At 63.6% G+C, this 18,486-nt stretch carries 19 protein-coding genes; 9 read left to right on the top strand and 10 right to left on the bottom strand.

Going from position 1 to position 18,486, the window contains the following annotated elements:
* Positions 1-4 precede the first annotated feature (4 nt).
* Together maiA and NKJ26_RS21735 are read left to right on the top strand one after the other, a co-directional pair.
* Positions 5-655 carry a maleylacetoacetate isomerase gene (maiA, locus tag NKJ26_RS21740; protein WP_352598014.1) on the top strand — a complete coding sequence of 217 codons (651 nt, stop codon included), beginning with the start codon at positions 5-7 and terminating at the stop codon, positions 653-655.
* Between the two features lie 108 nt (positions 656-763).
* Positions 764-1,804, top strand: a complete 1,041-nt coding sequence (locus NKJ26_RS21735) for a zinc-dependent alcohol dehydrogenase family protein (RefSeq protein ID WP_352697032.1) — start codon at positions 764-766, stop codon at positions 1,802-1,804.
* Between the two features lie 18 nt (positions 1,805-1,822).
* On the opposite strand, the gene NKJ26_RS21730 is transcribed toward NKJ26_RS21735, so the two are convergent.
* The gene (locus tag NKJ26_RS21730) at positions 1,823-2,686 is read right to left on the bottom strand and encodes a DMT family transporter (RefSeq protein ID WP_352697030.1); all 864 of its coding nucleotides are present in this window, start codon (positions 2,684-2,686) and stop codon (positions 1,823-1,825) included.
* Positions 2,687-2,792: 106 nt separating this feature from the next.
* Here NKJ26_RS21730 and NKJ26_RS21725 point away from each other — a divergent pair, with 106 nt between their 5' ends.
* Positions 2,793-4,196 (top strand): aminotransferase-like domain-containing protein, encoded by a 1,404-nt coding sequence (locus NKJ26_RS21725; RefSeq protein WP_352697116.1) that lies wholly within the window; start codon positions 2,793-2,795, stop codon positions 4,194-4,196.
* Positions 4,197-4,198: 2 nt separating this feature from the next.
* Here NKJ26_RS21725 and NKJ26_RS21720 read toward each other — a convergent pair whose 3' ends face one another.
* Positions 4,199-5,083 carry a LysR family transcriptional regulator gene (locus NKJ26_RS21720; RefSeq protein ID WP_352697112.1) on the bottom strand — a complete coding sequence of 295 codons (885 nt, stop codon included), beginning with the start codon at positions 5,081-5,083 and terminating at the stop codon, positions 4,199-4,201.
* 131 nt (positions 5,084-5,214) lie between these two features.
* On the opposite strand from NKJ26_RS21720, the gene NKJ26_RS21715 reads away from it, so the two are divergent.
* Positions 5,215-6,687 carry an MFS transporter gene (locus NKJ26_RS21715; protein ID WP_352697028.1) on the top strand — a complete coding sequence of 491 codons (1,473 nt, stop codon included), beginning with the start codon at positions 5,215-5,217 and terminating at the stop codon, positions 6,685-6,687.
* 36 nt (positions 6,688-6,723) lie between these two features.
* On the opposite strand, the gene NKJ26_RS21710 is transcribed toward NKJ26_RS21715, so the two are convergent.
* From NKJ26_RS21710 to NKJ26_RS21700, 3 genes are all read right to left on the bottom strand, one after another.
* Positions 6,724-7,221: a MaoC family dehydratase gene (locus NKJ26_RS21710; RefSeq protein WP_352697026.1), complete on the bottom strand. Its 498-nt coding sequence runs from the start codon at positions 7,219-7,221 to the stop codon at positions 6,724-6,726.
* A 194-nt stretch (positions 7,222-7,415) separates the two neighbouring features.
* Entirely contained in the window at positions 7,416-7,844 is a 429-nt protein-coding gene (locus NKJ26_RS21705) for a phasin family protein (RefSeq protein ID WP_352598008.1), read from the bottom strand.
* Between the two features lie 79 nt (positions 7,845-7,923).
* A complete protein-coding gene (locus NKJ26_RS21700; protein ID WP_352697024.1) occupies positions 7,924-9,219 on the bottom strand; it encodes a DUF445 domain-containing protein in 1,296 nt (431 codons plus the stop codon).
* 273 nt (positions 9,220-9,492) lie between these two features.
* Here NKJ26_RS21700 and rirA point away from each other — a divergent pair, with 273 nt between their 5' ends.
* Complete coding sequence (gene rirA / locus NKJ26_RS21695) at positions 9,493-9,957, top strand: iron-responsive transcriptional regulator RirA (protein WP_352697022.1); 465 nt, start codon at positions 9,493-9,495, stop codon at positions 9,955-9,957.
* Positions 9,958-10,018: 61 nt separating this feature from the next.
* Here rirA and NKJ26_RS21690 read toward each other — a convergent pair whose 3' ends face one another.
* Genes NKJ26_RS21690 through hemP form a run of 5 tightly spaced genes read right to left on the bottom strand, consistent with a single transcriptional unit; the run spans position 10,019 to position 14,134 of the window.
* Positions 10,019-10,810: a heme ABC transporter ATP-binding protein gene (locus NKJ26_RS21690; RefSeq protein WP_352697020.1), complete on the bottom strand. Its 792-nt coding sequence runs from the start codon at positions 10,808-10,810 to the stop codon at positions 10,019-10,021.
* Positions 10,811-10,816: 6 nt separating this feature from the next.
* The gene (locus NKJ26_RS21685; RefSeq protein ID WP_352697019.1) at positions 10,817-11,917 is read right to left on the bottom strand and encodes a FecCD family ABC transporter permease; all 1,101 of its coding nucleotides are present in this window, start codon (positions 11,915-11,917) and stop codon (positions 10,817-10,819) included.
* Between the two features lie 5 nt (positions 11,918-11,922).
* Positions 11,923-12,831 (bottom strand): heme/hemin ABC transporter substrate-binding protein, encoded by a 909-nt coding sequence (locus tag NKJ26_RS21680; protein ID WP_352697018.1) that lies wholly within the window; start codon positions 12,829-12,831, stop codon positions 11,923-11,925.
* 12 nt (positions 12,832-12,843) lie between these two features.
* Positions 12,844-13,905 carry a hemin-degrading factor gene (locus NKJ26_RS21675; protein WP_352598002.1) on the bottom strand — a complete coding sequence of 354 codons (1,062 nt, stop codon included), beginning with the start codon at positions 13,903-13,905 and terminating at the stop codon, positions 12,844-12,846.
* 22 nt (positions 13,906-13,927) lie between these two features.
* The gene (gene hemP / locus NKJ26_RS21670; protein WP_352598001.1) at positions 13,928-14,134 is read right to left on the bottom strand and encodes a hemin uptake protein HemP; all 207 of its coding nucleotides are present in this window, start codon (positions 14,132-14,134) and stop codon (positions 13,928-13,930) included.
* A gap of 198 nt (positions 14,135-14,332) precedes the next feature.
* On the opposite strand from hemP, the gene NKJ26_RS21665 reads away from it, so the two are divergent.
* From NKJ26_RS21665 to hmuQ, 4 genes are all read left to right on the top strand, one after another.
* A complete protein-coding gene (locus NKJ26_RS21665) occupies positions 14,333-16,576 on the top strand; it encodes a TonB-dependent hemoglobin/transferrin/lactoferrin family receptor (RefSeq protein WP_352697015.1) in 2,244 nt (747 codons plus the stop codon).
* Between the two features lie 5 nt (positions 16,577-16,581).
* Complete coding sequence (locus tag NKJ26_RS21660) at positions 16,582-17,025, top strand: hypothetical protein (protein WP_352697013.1); 444 nt, start codon at positions 16,582-16,584, stop codon at positions 17,023-17,025.
* 274 nt (positions 17,026-17,299) lie between these two features.
* Positions 17,300-18,127, top strand: coding sequence for an energy transducer TonB family protein (locus NKJ26_RS21655; RefSeq protein WP_352697011.1), 828 nt, complete (start codon positions 17,300-17,302; stop codon positions 18,125-18,127).
* Between the two features lie 44 nt (positions 18,128-18,171).
* Positions 18,172-18,486, top strand: coding sequence for a heme-degrading protein HmuQ (gene hmuQ, locus NKJ26_RS21650; protein ID WP_352697009.1), 315 nt, complete (start codon positions 18,172-18,174; stop codon positions 18,484-18,486).

The raw sequence follows: 18,486 nt of genomic DNA, 5'->3' as shown, positions 1-18,486 counted from the left end.
CCGCGTGAGCGACATCGTCCTTCATAACTACTACCGCTCCTCCACCTCGTACCGGGTGCGGATCGCGCTGGAGATGAAGGGGCTGACATACGACTACGTCCCGCATCATCTGCGCCACGGCGACCATCTGGAGGCAGCCTATCTCGCGGTCAATCCGCAGGGACTGGTGCCGGCCCTTGTATGGAACGACGGCACGCTGCTGACGCAATCGCTGGCGATCATCGAATTCCTCGACGAGACCACACCGGAACCGCCGCTTCTGCCGAAGGACGCTGCCGGCCGGGCGCGCGTCAGGATGCTGGCGCAGATGATCGCCTGCGACATCCATCCGGTGAACAATCTGCGCGTGCTCACCTCGCTGCGCACCTTGTTCGGCGCCGGCGACCAGGACATCGCCAACTGGTTCCGCCACTGGGTCAACGAAGGCTTTCAGCCGCTTGAAAAAATTCTGGCCTCGTCGCCCAAGATCGGAAAATTCTGCCACGGCGACACGCCGGGGCTGGCCGACATCTGCCTTGCCGCGCAAGTCACCAGCAACGCCCGCTTCGGTGTCGACCTGACGCCCTACCCGACGATCGCAAGCATCAACGCCGCCTGCATGGCGCTGCCGGCCTTCCAAAGAGCTGCGCCGGAGAACCAGATCGATGCGGAGTAAGCCTTCATCTGCCGGCACATAGCCGGCATATCTGGCGGAATCGATTTCTCCTTGACCGGACAGGGAATCGGCTATCGTTTCCCGCAGCGCAGCAGGGTGGAGTTACCGATGAAAGCCGTCGTCTTCGAGAAATTCGGCGAAGCGCCGACCATCCAGACCGTTCCCGATCCGAAACCGGCTGCCGATGGCGTGGTCATCAAGGTCGAGGCGACCGGGCTGTGCCGCAGCGATTGGCATGGCTGGATGGGTCATGACGACGGCATCACGCTGCCGCATGTCCCCGGCCACGAACTGGCCGGCATCGTGGTCGCCGCCGGCAAGCGGGTCACCCGCTGGAAAGCCGGCGAGCGCGTCACCGTGCCGTTCGCCGTCGGCTGCGGCAACTGCTTCGAATGTACCTCCGGCAATCATCAGGTCTGCGAACACCAGACGCAGCCGGGTTTCACCGGCTGGGGCTCCTTCGCCGAATATGTCGCCATCGAGCATGCCGACACCAATCTCGTGCGCTTGCCCGACGAAATGGAATTCGCCACCGCCGCCAGCCTCGGCTGCCGCTTCGTCACCTCGTTTCGCGCCATCGTCGATCAGGGGCGCGTCACGCCCGGCGAATGGGTTGCCGTGCATGGCTGCGGTGGCGTCGGCCTGTCTGCGATCATGATCGCCAGTTCCATGGGCGCCAACGTCATCGCCATCGATCTCACCGACGAGAAGCTGGATTTCGCCAAAAAGATCGGGGCAGTCGCCACCATCAACGCCTCGACGACACCCAATGTGGTCAAGGCCGTGAAGCAGATCACCAATGGCGGCGCGCACATGTCGATGGACGCGCTCGGCCACCCAACCACCTCGTTCAACTCGATTGCAAACCTGCGCAGGCGCGGCCGCCACGTGCAGGTCGGCCTGATGCTGGGCGAGCACGCCAGGCCGCAAGTGCCGATGGACAAGGTCATCGCCTTCGAGCTCGAAATCCTCGGCAGCCACGGCATGCAGGCCTATCGCTACCAGGCGATGATGGACATGATCCGCAACGGCAAGCTCAAGCCCGAACTGCTCGTCGGCAAGAAGATCAGCCTCGATGAGGCGCCCGCGGCCTTGATGGCGATGGGCGGCTTCGAGGGCATCGGTATCGGTGTGGTGACGAAATTTTAGCTGGCAAGCGGCGGCACGTTACCGCGCGAACTTCTTCGCCCCGAACACGCACAGCACCACGCCGAGCGTAACGACCACCATTAGCGGGCTGACCTGCTCGTGCAGCAGCGTCGCCGCCAGCGCGAGGCCGAAGAAAGGCTGCAGCAGCTGCAATTGCCCCACCGCGGCGATGCCGCCTTGCGCCAGCCCGCGATACCAGAACACGAAGCCGATCAGCATGCTGAACAGCGAGACATAGGCAAGACCGATCCAGGCGCTCGAACCGACGCCGGTAAAGGATGGCGGCAGTGTCGCGAACGTCAGCACCAGCATGATCGGCAGCGACAGCACCAGCGCCCAGCAGATCACCTGCCAGCCGCCGAGCCTGCGTGACAGCGCAGCGCCCTCGGCGTAGCCCAGGCCGCAGGCGACGATGGCGGCCAGCATCAGACCGTCGCCCACCGGCGAGGCGGTCACGCCCTGCGCCAGGGCAAAGCCCGCGACGAGCGCGCTGCCCACGCATGAGAACAGCCAGAACGCCGGGCGAGGACGGTCGCCGCCGCGCAGCACGCCGAAAATCGCGGTCGCCAGGGGCAGCAGGCCGACGAAGATGATCGAGTGGGCGGTGGTGACGTGTTTCAGCGCAAGGGCGGTCAGCAAGGGGAAGCCGACAACCACGCCAAGTGCCACGATCACCAGCGACAGCAGATCCCCGCGCTCCGGATGCTTCTGCCGGAACAGGAGCAGCATTGCCAGACCAAGCAGGCCGGCGATAGCGGCTCGGGCCGATGTCAGGAACGTCGGATCGAAATCCATCACCGCCACGCGAGTCGCCGGCAACGAGCCGCTGAAAATCAACACGCCGATAAATCCATTCATCCAGCCGTTCGTGATCTTGTCCATTGCAGGCCCCGTTTCTTTCGCCCTCTATCGGGCCGGCACATATGGTGTAGCCAGAGACAATGAGGTACAATTTGGCAAAACTGTAATGGCAGATCGAGCAGTACGGATGATGGACCTCACCTTGGAAGCCAACGGTGCGCGCACTCTGGTCGAGGGCGTCATGGCGACCATCCGCCAGCGCATCGCCGCGCGCAGCCTGACGCCGGGGGCGCGGCTGCCTTCGATCCGCGCCTTCGCCAAATCCATGCAGGTTTCCAAATCGACCGTGGTCGAAGCCTATGAGCGGCTCGCCGCCGAAGGCACGATCCGCTCACGACCCGGCTCGGGCTTTTATGCCGCCGGACCGCTGGCGCCGCTGTCGCTGGCCGAGATCGGCCCCCGTCTTGACCGTGAAGTCGACCCGCTCTGGGTCTCGCGCCAGTCGCTGGAAGCCGGCGGCGAGATGCTGAAACCCGGCTGTGGCTGGCTACCGGCATCGTGGATGCCGCAGGCAGGACTGCGAAGGGCGCTGCGCACCGCGGCTCGCGCCGACGACGCTGCGCTTGCCGACTACGGTACGCCGCTTGGGCTGCCGCCGCTGCGGCAACTCTTGGCGCGGCGCATGGCGCAGCACGGCATCGAAGTCTCCCCTGAACAGATAATGCTGACGGAATCGGGCACGCAGGCCATCGACCTCCTGTGCCGGTTCCTGATCGAACCCGGTGATACGGTTCTGGTCGATGACCCCTGCTATTTCAATTTCCACGCTCTGCTGCGCGCGCACCGGGCCAAGGTCGTCAGCGTTCCCTATACGCCGTCGGGGCCTGATCTAGACCTGTTCGCACAGGCGCTCGCCGAGCACCGGCCGCGCCTCTACATCACCAATTCCGCCATCCATAACCCGACCGGCGCGATCCTGTCGCCGGTCACCGCGCACCGGCTGCTCAAGCTCGCCGACCAATCGGATCTGACCATCGTCGAGGATGACATCTTCGCCGATTTCGAGCACGCTCCCGCCCCCAGGTTGGCGGCGTTCGATGGCCTCAGCCGGGTTGTTCATATCGGCAGCTTCTCCAAGACGCTGTCGGCGTCGGTTCGCTGCGGTTTCATTGCCGCCCCCCATGGTTGGATCGAGCGCCTGACCGACCTCAAGATCGCCACGACCTTCGGCGGCGGGCGACTGGCGGCCGAACTGGTGCTGACGCTCCTGAAGGACGGCAGCTACCGCAAGCACATGGATCTGCTGCGGGTGCGACTGGCGCGCGCCATGGGCGAGACGAGCACCCGCCTGAAGGCGATCGGCATCACACCCTGGATCGATCAGCCGGCCGGCCTGTTCCTGTGGTGCAGCCTGCCGGATGGCGTGGATGCGGCCGACGTCGCCCGCCGCGCCTTGGCCGAAAACATCGTGCTGGCGCCAGGCAATGCGTTCAGCCTGTCCCGGACAGCCAGCCGTTTCCTGCGCTTCAACGTTGCCCAGTGCGGAGACGAGCGGATTTTCAAGGTGCTAAAGGCGGCGATGGCGCGCTGACTTCAGCCACTTGCGCAGACCTCCCGCACGCAACCGCGCAGCCACCGCTGCGCCGGATCGGCATCGAGGCGCGGATGCCACAGCATGGAGATGGTGACCTCGACGGTGGCGACCGGCAGGGGGAATCTGTGCATGCCGGCGCGCGCGCTTTGCGTATGCCGCTCGGGCACGCTGGCGATCAGGTCCGAGGCGCTCGCCATGGCGAGCGCGGCCGAGAAACCGGAAACCATGCACGCGACGTTCCGTTGCAGGCCGAGCAGGTTCAGCGCCTCGTCGATCGGCCCCTTCTCGCGACCCCGCCGCGAAACACTGATGTGGCGGGCGGCGGCATAGCACTCTGCGGTGACCACGCCCCGGCTCAAAGGATGGCCGGCTCGAACGGCGCCGATGAAGCGGTCGCGAAACAGCGCCTGGATGCGCATTTCGGGTCCGGTTGCGCCTGCGACGCCGATTTCCAGGTCGATTGCCGCTTCGCGCAGCGACATCACGTCCTTGTCCGACTTTGGCGCAAAACGCAGTCGTACGCCGGGCGCATCGGCCTGAATACGGGTGACAAGGCGCGGCGCGAACTCCTCGACGAAACTGTCATTGGTCCGCAGCGTGAAGATCCTGTCCAGGCTCCAGAGATCAAGCAGGTCCGCAGGGCGCAGGAGCGCCTCCGCGTCCTGGACGACACGACCGACCTGCTGCCGCAACTCTTCCGCGCGCGGAGTGGGCACCAGGCCGCGACCGGCACGAACCAGCAGCGGGTCGCCGGTCGCTTCGCGCAGGCGCGCCAGCGTTCGGCTCATTGCCGAAGGGCTGAGGCGCAGCCGGCTGGCGGCGCGCGCCACGCTGCCTTCGGTCAGCAGGACGTCGAGGGCAAAAAGCAGATTGAGATCTGGCATCGGCGGACCATAGCACATGATATGACGCTTCATGCACGAATAACATGCAAATGCTGCGCCTTCCGCCATATCACCTCGGAGGTTAGATCTCCATCAGCTCCGTTTCTGGGGCTGATCGAAAGGAGATCGCAGTGGCAATCGCTGAGCACAATCGGGACGGGCGCGCACCGCCGCTACGGACCCAATCCGCCAGCTGGGCGCTGGCAAGCCTGTCGCTCGCCACGCTGCTGTCTTCGCTCGGAACCAGCATTGCCAGCGTCGCCCTGCCTTCGCTGATGCAGACGTTTTCGGCGTCGTTCCAGTCGGTGCAATGGGTAGTCCTCGCCTACCTGCTCGCCATCACCACATTGATCGTCAGCGCCGGACGGCTGGCCGACATGTTCGGGCGCCGGCCTTTGCTGCTTGGCGGCATCGCGCTGTTCACATCGGCATCGGTGCTCTGTGGCCTCGCACCGACGCTGTGGCTGCTGGTTGCGGCACGTGCCGTGCAAGGGCTTGGCGCCGCGCTGATGATGGCGCTGACGCTGGCCTTTGTCGCCGAAACCGTGGGCAAGGACCGGACCGGCAGCGCCATGGGCCTGCTCGGCGCCATGTCCGCGATCGGGACGACACTTGGACCCTCGCTCGGCGGGCTCCTGATCGCGGGCTTCGGCTGGCGAGCGATCTTCCTCGTCAATGTCCCCGTTGGCATGCTGACGTTCGCTCTCGCCTATCGTGCGTTGCCGGCGCGCAGCAACACAATGCAGGCCGCGCGGGGCGAATTCGACGCCATGGGCACCGTCCTGTTGGCCCTGACGCTGGCCGCTTACGCGCTGGCCATGACGCTTGGCAGGGGCAATTTCGGCGCACTCAATGTCGGCCTGCTGGTCGCGGCCGGCATCGGCGTGGTTCTGTTCGCCGTCGCGCAGACGAAAGTGAAGACGCCCCTGGTCAAGTTCGCCGGCTTCCGCGACCTGCGGCTGAGCGCCAGCCTGGCCATGAACCTCATCGTCGCAACCGTGATGATGGCGACCCTGGTGGTCGCGCCATTCTACCTGTCGCGCGGGCTCGGGCTCGATGCCGCAATGGTCGGTATCGTGCTGTCGGCCGGCCCGCTTGTCTCGACCCTGTCGGCGCTGCTGGCCGGACGGCTTGCCGATCGTTTCGGCGCGGGCAGAACGATGGTCGCCGGTCTGCTTGGCCTCTCCACCGGCACGTTCCTTCTGTCACTCGCCGTGACCAGACTTGGCATCACCAGCTATGTCGTTCCTATCGCCGTCACCTGCTTCGGCTACGCCCTGTTCCAGACCTCCAATAATGCCGCCGTGATGAGCGGTGTCGGTGCCGCCGAGCGCGGCGTCATATCAGGTCTTCTCAATCTGTCGCGCAATCTCGGCCTCATCACCGGCGCGTCATTGATGGGCACCATATTTGCCGCGGCGTCGATCGGGAAGAGCCTGGGTGTTGGCCAGCAACTCCTGAGCTCCGCGGCCGCCGCGCGGGGGATGCAGGTTACCTTTCAGACGGCAACGGCACTGACGTTGCTCGCTCTGTTGCTTGCGCTGCTCTCGGCCCGTGCCGAGTCCAGGCGGCAGAGATCGGCGGAACTGTCGCAAAACCTCTGACTCTGCGCGAACCAACCTGTCGTTGCGGATCGCCGCTCAGGCCCCTGCCCGTTTGCGGCGCTCATACAGCATGACCAGCGTTTCCGCCGTCAGCGCCGGTTTTTCCTCGCCTTCGATCTCGACGGTGTTGGCTGCCTTCATCAGATACTGGCCGGGGCCCCTGTCCTCCATGGAAAGCAGCGTGATGCGCAGCCTGATGCGCGCGCCGACCTTGACCGGGGCAAGGAAACGCACCTTGTCGAAACCATAGTTGAAGGCGGCTTGCGTGTTCTCGGGCACGATCCCCATGCCGAGCGCCAGAGCGCCGATGATCGACAGCGTCAGATAGCCATGCGCGATCGTGGTGCGAAAAGGGCTTTGCCGTCGCGCCCGCTCGGGATCGACATGGATCCATTGATGGTCGCCGGTGCATTCGGCGAACTGGTTGATACGATTCTGGTCGACCGTGGTCCATTCCGAGACGCCGAGCTCCCGCCCGGCCATCGCCCTCAACTCCTCGTAGGTCGGCGGCGTTTTAGGCCGTACTTCGGTCATTCCTGGTTTCCCGATCGCTTTCAACGCTTCCGGACCACGAACTGGCCGCCCCTGTCAATTCGTCCCTCGCGATTCCGTTCCACCGAACGCGGCCTCGACCGCGCCACGCCTCCCAGCGCAGCGGCAGGTGAAATCGGGAATTTGCTGGCTCCACCAGCGACCGGCGCCGACAAGTCGGCCTCAGCCTTGAAACGTCACTTCTTGTTGTAGTCGGCGCGGATTTCCTCCATCGCCTCCTTGATGCGCGCGCGCAGGATGTCGATCGATTCGGTGCCGGATTTGCGGACCAGTTCAGCCACTTCGCCGGCGTTCTTCAAAGTTGCCTCGAAGGATTTCTTGGCAAACTCGGTCTGCCTGGCCATCAACTCCTGCGGATTGCCCGGCGCCCTGTAGCTTTGTGCCATGTCGGTGACCTCGCGCAGCGTGTCCTGCAGCATCTCGCGTTGCTTTGACAACAGCGAGGACGCGCCGGCGGCACTGGCGCGCGCAGATTTCTCAAGCGCTTCGAGATTCTTGCGATGATGGGCAAGGATCGCCTCGACGTCGACGTTCGGCACCTTCAGGTCGCGGCCGAACCGGCCGAACATGTCCATGAAGGAATCCGATTCCGGTTGCTTGGCCATGATCGTCTTCTCCCCTGTAGCCGTTTCGTGCTCCCGGACAAGAGAGTATCACTGCGGTGGTGCCTGTCCATTCGGCGTGTCACCCAGCAAGAAACAGCCGCTCGGCCATATAGAGCACGACGCCGGCAAGCCCACCGATGATCATCCCGTTGAACCGGATGTATTGCAGGTCCCTGCCGATGTTCATCTCGATCAGCCTCGTCAACTGGGCCAGATCCCAGCGCTTGACCTGGTCGGCGATGAATTTCGACACACCGCTTTTCTGGCTCTCCACGAACGAAGCGAGCGCCACCACGAAGCCCTGGTTCATATCGGCCCTGATCTGCGCATCGCCGGCAAGATGCCGCCCCACCTCGACGAACATGTTGGCGAGATGCGCGCGGATCACGGAATTCGGTGCCTTTGCGTCCTGTTCGATGAACTGGCTGAGACTTGCCCACATATCGCCGGCCAGCGCCCTGACTTCGGGTCTGGCGAGGAAATCGCGCTTCATCGTCTCGGCGCGCTTGGCGTATTGCTTCGACGTCCGCAACCGCTCGACGAAGCCTCGCGCGAAATGGTCGAATTCGGCGCGCATGGGATGGTCGGGATCGGCCCTCACCTCGTCGAGCAGCGAGCCTGCCGAAGCGACGATCTTCTTCAGAAGATAGGCGTCGGCGCGAAACAGATTGAACAGCGACGGCAGTTCCTCGCGAATCTTCTCGCGCATCGTCGCCAGCGCCTGTTCGTCATTGAGGAACCGCCCGATCACCTTGATGAACTCGTCGAACAGCTTCTGGTGGCGGCGATCGTCGGTGAGGGCCGACAGCAATTCGGCCGCCAGCGGCGCCAGCGGCACTTTATCGATCTGCTCGAGCATGCGGCTGGTGACGAAGCCGCGCAGGCCGGATTGCTCGACGGCGGCAAGCGTCTGCGGCACGAGCCGCACGACGAAACGCGACAGGTCGGCGGCACGCTCGCCGTCGGCCAGCCAGTCGGCGACCAGCGCCGAAAAATCGACCTCGGCGAGCTTTTCCCGAACCGGTTCCGGCGCCAGGAAATTGACCTCGATAAAGCGGCCGAGATTGTCGGCGATGCGGTTCTGGTTCTCCGGGATAATGGCGGTGTGCGGGATCGGCAGGCCGAGCGGCCGCTTGAACAATGCCACCACCGCGTACCAATCGGCCAAGCCGCCGATGGTCGCCGCCTCGGCAAAAGCCGCGACGAACCCAAGCCACGGATAAGTGCTCTCGAACGACTTGGCCAAGGCAAACACCAGCACGCAGAGCGCCAGTGCAGCCGTGGCGATGAATTTTGTCCGTCGCAGCGCGGAAAGTTTGGCGTCCGCGTCGGCATCGAAACGGACAGGCGACAGGGACGTAGCCGATTGAGACATGGATGAGCCGCTCCTCGTCGATCCCAGCCTATTTAGTAGTTTGGCCGGCGAAATGCCCGTGACGCCGGTTTTGCCCCGCCTCTTGCCCGGCTGCGCACATAAAGTTGACGAGAATGTTCATCTATGTGCCACGCTAGTCTGGAATTATTCCAAGGTATAGGCCATATTCGGCCGAAGCCAGCGTGGCGAATCCGAAATTTCGGGGCAAAGTCGCGCCAGCAAAGTTCAAGAATCTGGCGTGCTTTTGTCGCGCCGGCGCTTTGTGAGGACGAAATGCGGCTTACCCGCCAGACCAATTATGCCATGCGCATCCTGATGTATTGTGCTGCCAACAATGACCGGTTGAGCCGCATCCCCGAGATCGCGGCCGCCTATTCAGTGTCGGAGCTGTTCCTGTTCAAGATCCTGCAGCCGCTGGTCGAGAACGGCCTGATCGAGACCGTACGCGGCCGGAACGGCGGCGTACGGCTTGGCCGCGCTGCTGAATCCATCAGCCTCTTCGACGTCGTGCGCGTCACCGAGGAAAGCTTCGCCATGGCCGAATGCTTCGAGAACGATGCCGCCGAATGCCCGCTGGTCGACAGCTGCGCGCTGAATTCGGCATTGCGCGAAGCGCTGAATGCCTTCTTCGCCGTTCTTGGCCGCTACACCATCGCCGATCTCGTGGCGGCGCGCCCGAATGTGCGCAACCTGCTCGGCATCGACATGTTGGTGGAGCGCCGCGCCCCGGCTGCGTGATCACACAATGATAATTGCTGGCGAAAGAACCCGCCATTTGCGGGCCGGACTCACCTGAATATCAACTGACCGACGATTGCGGCAGCACGAACGGAATGTCGCCGGCCGGCAGCACGCCGACCTTCAGCCGGCAGTCGAAGACTTTCTCGATCAGTTCATCGCTTAGCACCTCCCGCGGCGACCCGGTCGCGGCAAGCTGGCCTCGATGCATGACGAAGATCCGGTCGGCATACATCGCAGTGAGATTGAGGTCGTGCAGGATGGCAACCACGCCGCCGCCTCTCCTGGCGAAGTCGCGGGCGATGTTCATGATGATCAGCTGGTGCTTGATGTCGAGGCTGGAAACAGGCTCGTCGAGGAAGAGATAGCGAGGCTGGCCGTCGAGCACCGGCGCCCAGACCTGGCAGAGCACGCGGGCGAGCTGGACGCGCTGCTGTTCGCCGCCCGAAAGCTCCTGGTAGAACCGCCCGGCAAAGCCGTCGAGATCGACGCGGGACAGCGCCCGTTCCGGCAGCCGCGCATCCTCGCCCGGCAAGACGCCCGAGCGGCCGCCGACAAGGCCCAGTTTGACGATCTCGCGCACCGTGAACGGGAAGGACAGCGTCGTCGCCTGCGGCAGCACCGCTCGCAGGGTGGCAATCTCGACCGGCTTCATCGCCGAGAGGTTGCGGCGGTTGAGGGCGACGCGACCGGTGTAAGGGAGTTCACCCGACAATGCCTTCAGAAAGGTCGTCTTGCCGGAACCGTTGGGGCCGACGATGGCGGCAATCTCACCCGGTCGGGCGTGGAAATCGACACCGCTGACAATGCGCTTGCCGGCGATTGCCACCGAAACATCGCTTGCCTCGATCATCCAACCTCACAAATCGACGACGCCGCGCTTGCGCAGCAATATCCACAGGAAGAACGGCGCGCCGGCGATCGCGGTGACGATGCCGATCGGCAATTCGGCCGGCGCCACGATGGTGCGGGCAACGGCATCGGCCAGCAGCAGCAGCGTGGCGCCGAGCAATGCCGACGCCGGCAGCAGATAGCGATTGTCCGGACCGATCAGCAGGCGCAGCAGATGCGGCACGACAATGCCGACGAAACCGATGCCGCCGCTGACGGCGACTGACGCGCCGACCGCCGCCGAAACGCCGATAGTGGCCGTGTATTTCAGCCGCTGCACCGGTATGCCGAGATGGCCGGCCGTCGCCTCGCCCAGCGCCAGCGCGTTGAGGCCGCGGGCCAGGAAAGGCATCGCGGCCAGCGCCAGAACGATGATCGGACCAACCGAGGCGATCTTGGCCCAGGTGGCACCGCCAAGCGATCCGAGCTGCCAGAACGTAAGATCGCGCAACTGGCGATCGTCCGCTAGGAAAATGAGTATGCCGGTCAGCGCCATGGCAAGCGCCGCCAGCGCGATGCCGGCGAGCAGCATCGTGGCGACCGAGGTTTGCCCTCGCCGCGTGGCGACCTGATAGAGCACCAATGTCGTGGCAAGGCCGCCGCAGAAGGCGGCAAGCGGCAGTGCCAGCGTGCCGAGCAAAGCCGTCACCGGCGCCAGCATTGTCCCGCCGAGCACGATGACGGCCACCGCGCCGAGGCTGGCGCCGGCCGAAACGCCGATAAGGCCGGGATCGGCGAGCGGGTTGCGGAACAGCCCCTGCATGACAGCGCCGGAGACCGCGAGCGCGGCTCCGATCAGCATGCCGAGGATGACGCGCGGCAGCCTGATATCATAAACGATGAGATGATCCCGCGCATTGACAGCGGCGTCGCCTGGCGCGGCGCCGGATAGCCATGCGCGGACGACGTTGACCGCGGAAGCGTCCGAGGCGCCCGACGTCAACGACAGAAACACCGCGGCTGCCAGCATCACGACAGCGAGCGCGATGACAAGACGGGCGCGCCCGGAGCGGTCACCGTCGCCGGCCACTGTCCTGTCCGCCGACGCGGCGATCGATTGACCGATCATGCCGCTCAGTCCGTGATCCGCGCGCCATAGAGCGAGACGGATAGGTCATGGATGGCGTCGGCCGTGCGCGGTCCGAAGCCGAGCAGGTAACCACCATCCATGCGGATAAGTTTGCGCGCGACGCCGGCCGGCGTCGAGCCGATGGAAACGTTCGAGAACAGCTCGTCATCCGAGATCGGCGGACCGGCATTGTTCATCACCATGATGACATCCGGCCTGGCGGTGACGATCGCTTCGTCGGACAGTTGCTTATAGCCGGAAAACCCCTCGATGGCGTTGACGCCGCCGGCCAGCTTGATGATGCCGTTCGCCGCGGTCTCGCTTCCGGCCGCCATGATCTTGCCGCCCTGCATGGAGAGAACGAACAGGACGCGTTTGCGATCCTTGATCGAGGCCGTCTGCTTCTCAGCCGCCTTCAGCTTGGAATCGATCTCGCTTGCCAGCGTCTCGGCCTTGGCGTCGGCGCCGATCGCCTTGCCGACGATACGGATCTTCTCGAGGATGCCCTCATGGCTATAGTGCTCGGGTACCTCGATGAACGGGATGCTCGTCTTCTTCAGCACGTCTACGGCCTCCTTGGGGCCACTCCCGTGAAGGGCCAGGATGCCGGTCGGACCGACTGACAGCACACCCTCCGGCGATAGCTGGCGCATGTAGCCGACATCAGGCAGATCGAGTGCGGCCTTCGGATAATTGCTGGTGGAATCGCGCGCTACCAGATGCTTCTCCTCGCCGAGCGCATAAACGATCTCGGTGATCGAACCGCCTATTGCCGCTATCTTCGAGGGGTCGGCAAAAACGGCCGCACCCTCGGTGGCGCCAGCTGGCTGCAGCGCGGCAAAGACCAGGGAAAACCCGAGCATCGGCCCAAAGGCCGGCCCTCGCACGCCCGGCAGTCCAGGGAAAAGACGCATTTGCAGTTCTCCTCAGGCTGCGGTCGGGCTTGGGATGCGCGGCAGGTTCTCGGCCAGAAACCGCCAGTCGTCGCGCTCGCTTTCGCCCTCATGGCGTTTGCCGAAGAACTGGATGATCATGTTGCCGTCGGCGTCATAGACTTCGAGCGAGGTGACATGACCATCCTTGGTCGGCTTGCGCACGGCCCAGACCTCATGGATGTGGTCGGTTCGCAGATGAAGATGGAAGGTCTCGTCCAGCACGTTGATCCACGGCCCCATAGGCTTGATGGACCTGATCGGGCCGGAGTGGATCTGGATGCAGCCACGATTGCCGACGAAGCACATGATCGGCATCTCGCCCTCGGCGGCGTGATGGAACATGGCCCGGACCGCGTCATTGTCGAGCAGCCAGGCATAGTCCTGGCCGACCATGCGCACCGCCTGGCGGCGGCTGAGCTTCAACGTCTTCAGCATACCGAAGAACTGGTGCACGTCGGTCAGCCGGCTCCAGCGGTCGCGCAGATCGTCGAGATTGGCGGAAGCGTCGGCTATTTCGGCTTCGTCATCGGATCCGCTGCCGGAAACGGCGACCGTCGGTTCCTGGTTCGGCGATTCCAGCGCCGCCACTAGCTTCTGATAGGCGTACAGGTTGGAGGCAGGCCGCAGATGCACCTTGTGCACGGCCTCGCCGGCCGCGTCGAAGAACTGTAAGCTGCGGCGGATCTCGTCGCCATCGCGTTTTTCCACCGCAAAACCATGCGCCCAAACCTTTGGGAAGATGCGCAGATCAATGTTTTCGCCAAGCACCATGGCGTTGTGGTTGCCGGTGACCACCTTGTCATAGATGCCGATCTTCTCGTGAACTGCGCTTTCATTGCGGGTCAGCGCCATCACCTCGCCGACAGCCTCGAGGCCGGTCAAAAGATCGTTGACACTCGGCTCGATGCGGACGACGCCGTCACCGCAATGCGCGGCGACCAGCTCGGCCTCGGAAATGCCGAGCTGGGCAGCCAGGTCACGCTCGCGCGTCTTCGGATTCTCTGTCCGTGCCCGCCGGATTTCATGCGGGGCGGGTTTTACGCGCTGGTCCATGTCTCGTCCTTGTCGCCTTGCCTTACTTGTTGAGAATGAGCTTGCCCTGACGGGTGATCTTCAGCCGGTAGAGCGCACCGTGATGCTCGATGCCGATCTCGTGCTCGCCCTGGAACAGGGTGTTGCTGGAGAGAGTTCGCACTGCCAGCGGGACCCGGTCGAAGCGAGCGGGGACATCGTCGGAACGGCGGACGCGATAGCGGAAGTCATTGGGATTGTGCGTGTTCATCTGGATCGATCCCTTTCCTGTGCCGGGCATCTGGCTAGGCGTTGCGTAATCCGATTCATTCTTGACTCGAATAATCATGTTTACTAGTCAGTGCAATACCGGATTAAATGAGTCAAGATTTAAGACGCCGGATACGATCAAAAATGCCAGCCAGCCCCAAGCCAGCCCGCATCAAACCTGGAATTTTGGAGTTGGGGCATGGGGTTGGCGATTTGGGAACGGCGCGGCTGGTCGGCGGCGAACGGTGCGGCGGCTTTATTGGCGGGCGTGGCGGCAGTCGCCTTGTCCGTGACACTCGCCAACGCTCAGCAGGCAGCGCAGAAGGCGGGAGAGCAGGCCGATCAATCGAAGAAGGAGGCTGAGCAGGAAAAAACAGCGCCAGCGGGCGCAACACTGCTCGACAAGGTGCTCGTCATCAGCCGCACCGGAGAAACGGCGATCGAGTCGCTGGCCTCAGCCAGCCATGTCGACCAGGAACAGCTCGACCGCCGCATGGCGACGACGCCGAACGAAATGCTGTTCGGGGTGCCCGGCGTCGCCGCGCAGGCCGACGCCAGGCGCGTCAGCACCAGCATCAACATCCGCGGTCTGCAGGATTTCGGCCGCGTCGCGGTGATCGTCGACGGCGCACGACAGAACTTCCAGCGTTCCGATCACGGCACCCAATCGACCTTCTACGTCGACCCCGAACTTATCAAGTCCGTCGATGTGATCCGTGGCCCCGTCGCCAATACCTATGGCTCGGGCGCGATCGGCGGCGTGGTCTTCTTCGACACCAAGGATGCCCAGGACTTCCTCAACCCGGAAGAGACGTGGGCCGCTTCGGCAACCGGACGCTATGAGAGCAACGGCAAGGGCTGGACCACCAGTGCATCCGGCGCCTACCGCTTCAACGAGAACTGGGACGCGCTGGGCAATATCGTCTACCGCAACTATGACGACTACAAGGATGGCGGCGGCGACACCGTCAAGGGCACCGGCTTCGACGTGCTGAGCGGCCTGCTCAAGACCACCATCCGCCCGACCGACAACAGTGAACTGAAGCTCGGCTGGGTCGGCTCGAGCGACGGCTGGAACGAGATCGGCGGCGGCGTGCCGGTGAATGACATCGACCTGAAGTCGAATACCTTCACCGCCCGCTACAACGTTACTGACGAGGACAAGAGCTGGCTCGATCTCCACATCAACACCTCCTACAACAAGACGAATCTCGACCTGACCAGCCTCGTTCCGCAAAGCCGGTTCAATCCCGGCACCGGCCTGCCTGTGGTGCTGCCAACAGGCTCGACATCGACATTCGACATCGGCACGACCAGCATCGACATCTGGAATACGTCCAGGTTCGAGACTGCCGGCATCGCGCACGAACTGACCTATGGCGGCGATTGGGTGGGCGACGACGTCAAGACCGGAGGCGCGGCGGGCGGCGACAGTTTCTACACGCCTTCGGGCAAACGGAACGTGTCCGGCGCCTATGTCCAGGACAAACTCACCTGGGACTGGCTGGAAGTCATTGCCGGGCTGCGTTACGACAATTACAGCCTCAAGGACGGCACAAGCGAGACATCGGGCGACCGGCTGTCGCCGCGCATTACAGTCGGCATCACGCCGTTCGATACGCCGAGCCTTGCAGGCCTGCAATTCTACGGCACCTACGCCGAAGGTTATCGCTCGCCATCCCTGACGGAAACGCTGATCAGCGGCCGCCACCCCGCCGGCGTCACCTTCCCTTTCCTTCCCAATCCGAATCTGAAGCCCGAGACCGGCAAGACCGTCGAATTCGGCGTCAACTACAAGCAGAACGACATCCTCGAAGCCGGCGACGCACTGCGCATCAAGGCAGCCTATTTCAACAACGACGTGGATGATTACATCGAGGGCGTATCTTTCCCTGCGTCATTCTCCAATCCCGCAAGCTCCTGCCCTGTCGATTGGAGCCAGCTGGGAAGCAACCCAGGCTACATTCCCATCTGCTTCCAGTACCAGAATTTTGCCAAGGCCAAGATCAACGGCTTTGAGCTGGAAGGCGTCTACGACGCCGGATGGGGCTATGCCGGCCTCTCCGCATCGATCACCAACGGGCACACCATTTCCCACGCGGGCGTCCGGGCAGACCTCGCCACCATCCCCTCCTCGCAGGTCACCGCGCAACTCGGACTGCGCTTCCTGGAGGACAAGCTGACCGTCGGCGGCGAAGTGCAATATAACGGCAAGCCCAGAGGCAATCCGATTGCCGAGGACTATACACTGGTCAACGCCTTCGCCAGCTATCAGGCGACTGATAATCTGAAGATTGATTTCCGCGCCGACAACCTGTTCGATGTCAAATATGCGAACCCGCTCAACGTCACCACGGCCGGCCAGCCGTCACAGCCGGTCTTCGCGGCCTATGAGCCGGGCATCACCCTGAAACTGGCGGCAACGATGCGATTTGGAGGCTGATGACAATGACGAGCTTGACGACATCCCTTCGTCTGCTGACCTCGGCGCTGGCGATGTCGTTTGCGACGGTTCCGGCGTGGACACAAGAAGCCCCGCCGGTCTCCGCGCTCACCCTCGAACTCAATGGCGCGCAACCCTCCGACAAGGGCTGCCGCCTGACTTTCCTGGTCAACAACAATCTCGGCGCCGACCTCTCCAAGGCGGCGTTCGAGATCGCGCTGTTCAACGAGGCTGGCGTCGTCGACCGGCTGACCGTGCTCGACTTCAAGGACCTGCCAGCCGGCAAGACCAAGGTGACGCGCTTCGATCTCGCCGGCACCGATTGCGCCAAGGTCAGCCGCGTGCTGATCAACAGCGCGACGGAATGCGCCGGCACCGGCATCGAACCGAACGCCTGCATGCGCAAGCTGAAGACGGACACCAAGACCGGTATCGTTTTCGGCGTCTGAGGTGGGACTGCATCCCGCATTCGCGCAAAACAAGGCGCCATGGGTCCCAGCCGGCGCCCAAGCACTGTCGTTTGGACCAAGCGATCTTGATTTGACAATTCTGCCCAGGTCGCTGCAGGTCTCGTCTCGTGACATGCCTGTAATCAGTCCTCTCCCTGAAGCCAGCGCCGAGCTGACGATAACGCCGACCGAGCCGCTTGCGCCGCCTCGGCCATCGGCCTGGAACCGCAAATGGACGGCGGCGATCGTCGTCTCCTGCCTGCTCCATGCCGCCGTGGCGGCGGCTTTTCTGATCTCGCCCTCAGGGACGTTCGATTTCCAGGATGCCGTGCAGTCGGAAGGCAGCGATCAAGCGGGCACCAACGTCGTCGGCAGCGCTCTGGCTCGGGACCCGGCGGCAATAGATGTTACGCTGGTGCCGAAACCCCAACCGACCAAGCCAGAGCCGGCGGCAAGACCGGAGCCGCCAACGCAGCCCTCCCCGCCTACCCAGGAAACAGCGAAGCAGCCACCCAAGCCTTTAACGGAACCTGTCAAAGAGGCAATGGTGACGCCGGACATACTGGTGGCCGGCGCCTCACGCCCCGATGACTTGAGCGCGGCTCCGAAGGCTCAAACGCCGGCGCAGCCGGCTGCTCAGGCCGTAAGCACCGAGTCGCCGGTCGCGGTGCCGGAGCAGCCGCCGATTCCCAGCGCCAGGCCGAGTCCGGCCGCCGCAACTGCGAGCGAACCATATGAGAAGCGCGGCACGGCGGACGGCCACGAGATCAAGGCGGCAATCGCCAGCAAAGGCAGAAAACAAACCGATGATGGCAACGCGGCAGCGTCTCGCTATAGCGGCGAGGTAGCCGGCAAGTTGGCTCGCGCCAATCGCCGCGTATCGAAATCCGCGCAAACGACAGCCCGCAACAACGCACTGGTGGCATTTGAAGTGCAGGCCGACGGGAGCATCGTCGACCTGCAACTTGCCAAAAGCTCTGGCTCCCAGGAGCTCGATCAATTCGCCTTGGACCTTGTGCGAAAACAGTCGCCCTTCCCTCCCATCCCCTCAGAAACCGGCCTGTCAAGCTGGCGATTCAAGGCGCCAATCGGTCCGTTCTGAGCTAGCGCCGCCCTCGTCAAGCCAAGATCGCTGAAAGGAACCGCATGTACATCGCCATGAACCGCTTCAAGGTGCAGGACGGCTCGGAAGCCGATTTCGAGGCTGTGTGGAAGAACCGCGATTCCAGCCTTGCGGAGATGAAGGGCTTTCGGGAATTCCATCTGCTGCGCGGCCCGGTCAACGAGGCCGAAGGCTACACGCTGTTTGCTTCGCACACTGTGTGGGCGAGCTACGACGATTTCGTCGCCTGGACCAAGTCGGAGAATTTTCGCGCAGCCCACAGAAATGTCGGCACGACGAAAGTCCATTACATCGGCCATCCGCAGTTCGAAGGCTTTTCAGTCGTCGAGGGCGCGTAA

The sequence above is a fragment of the Mesorhizobium sp. M0152 genome (genome assembly GCF_040322415.1).
In the GTDB taxonomy this organism is placed as follows: Bacteria; Pseudomonadota; Alphaproteobacteria; order Rhizobiales; family Rhizobiaceae; genus Mesorhizobium.
Note: the sequence above shows the minus strand (reverse complement) of the source record. Positions and strands in the feature narration are given on the sequence as shown.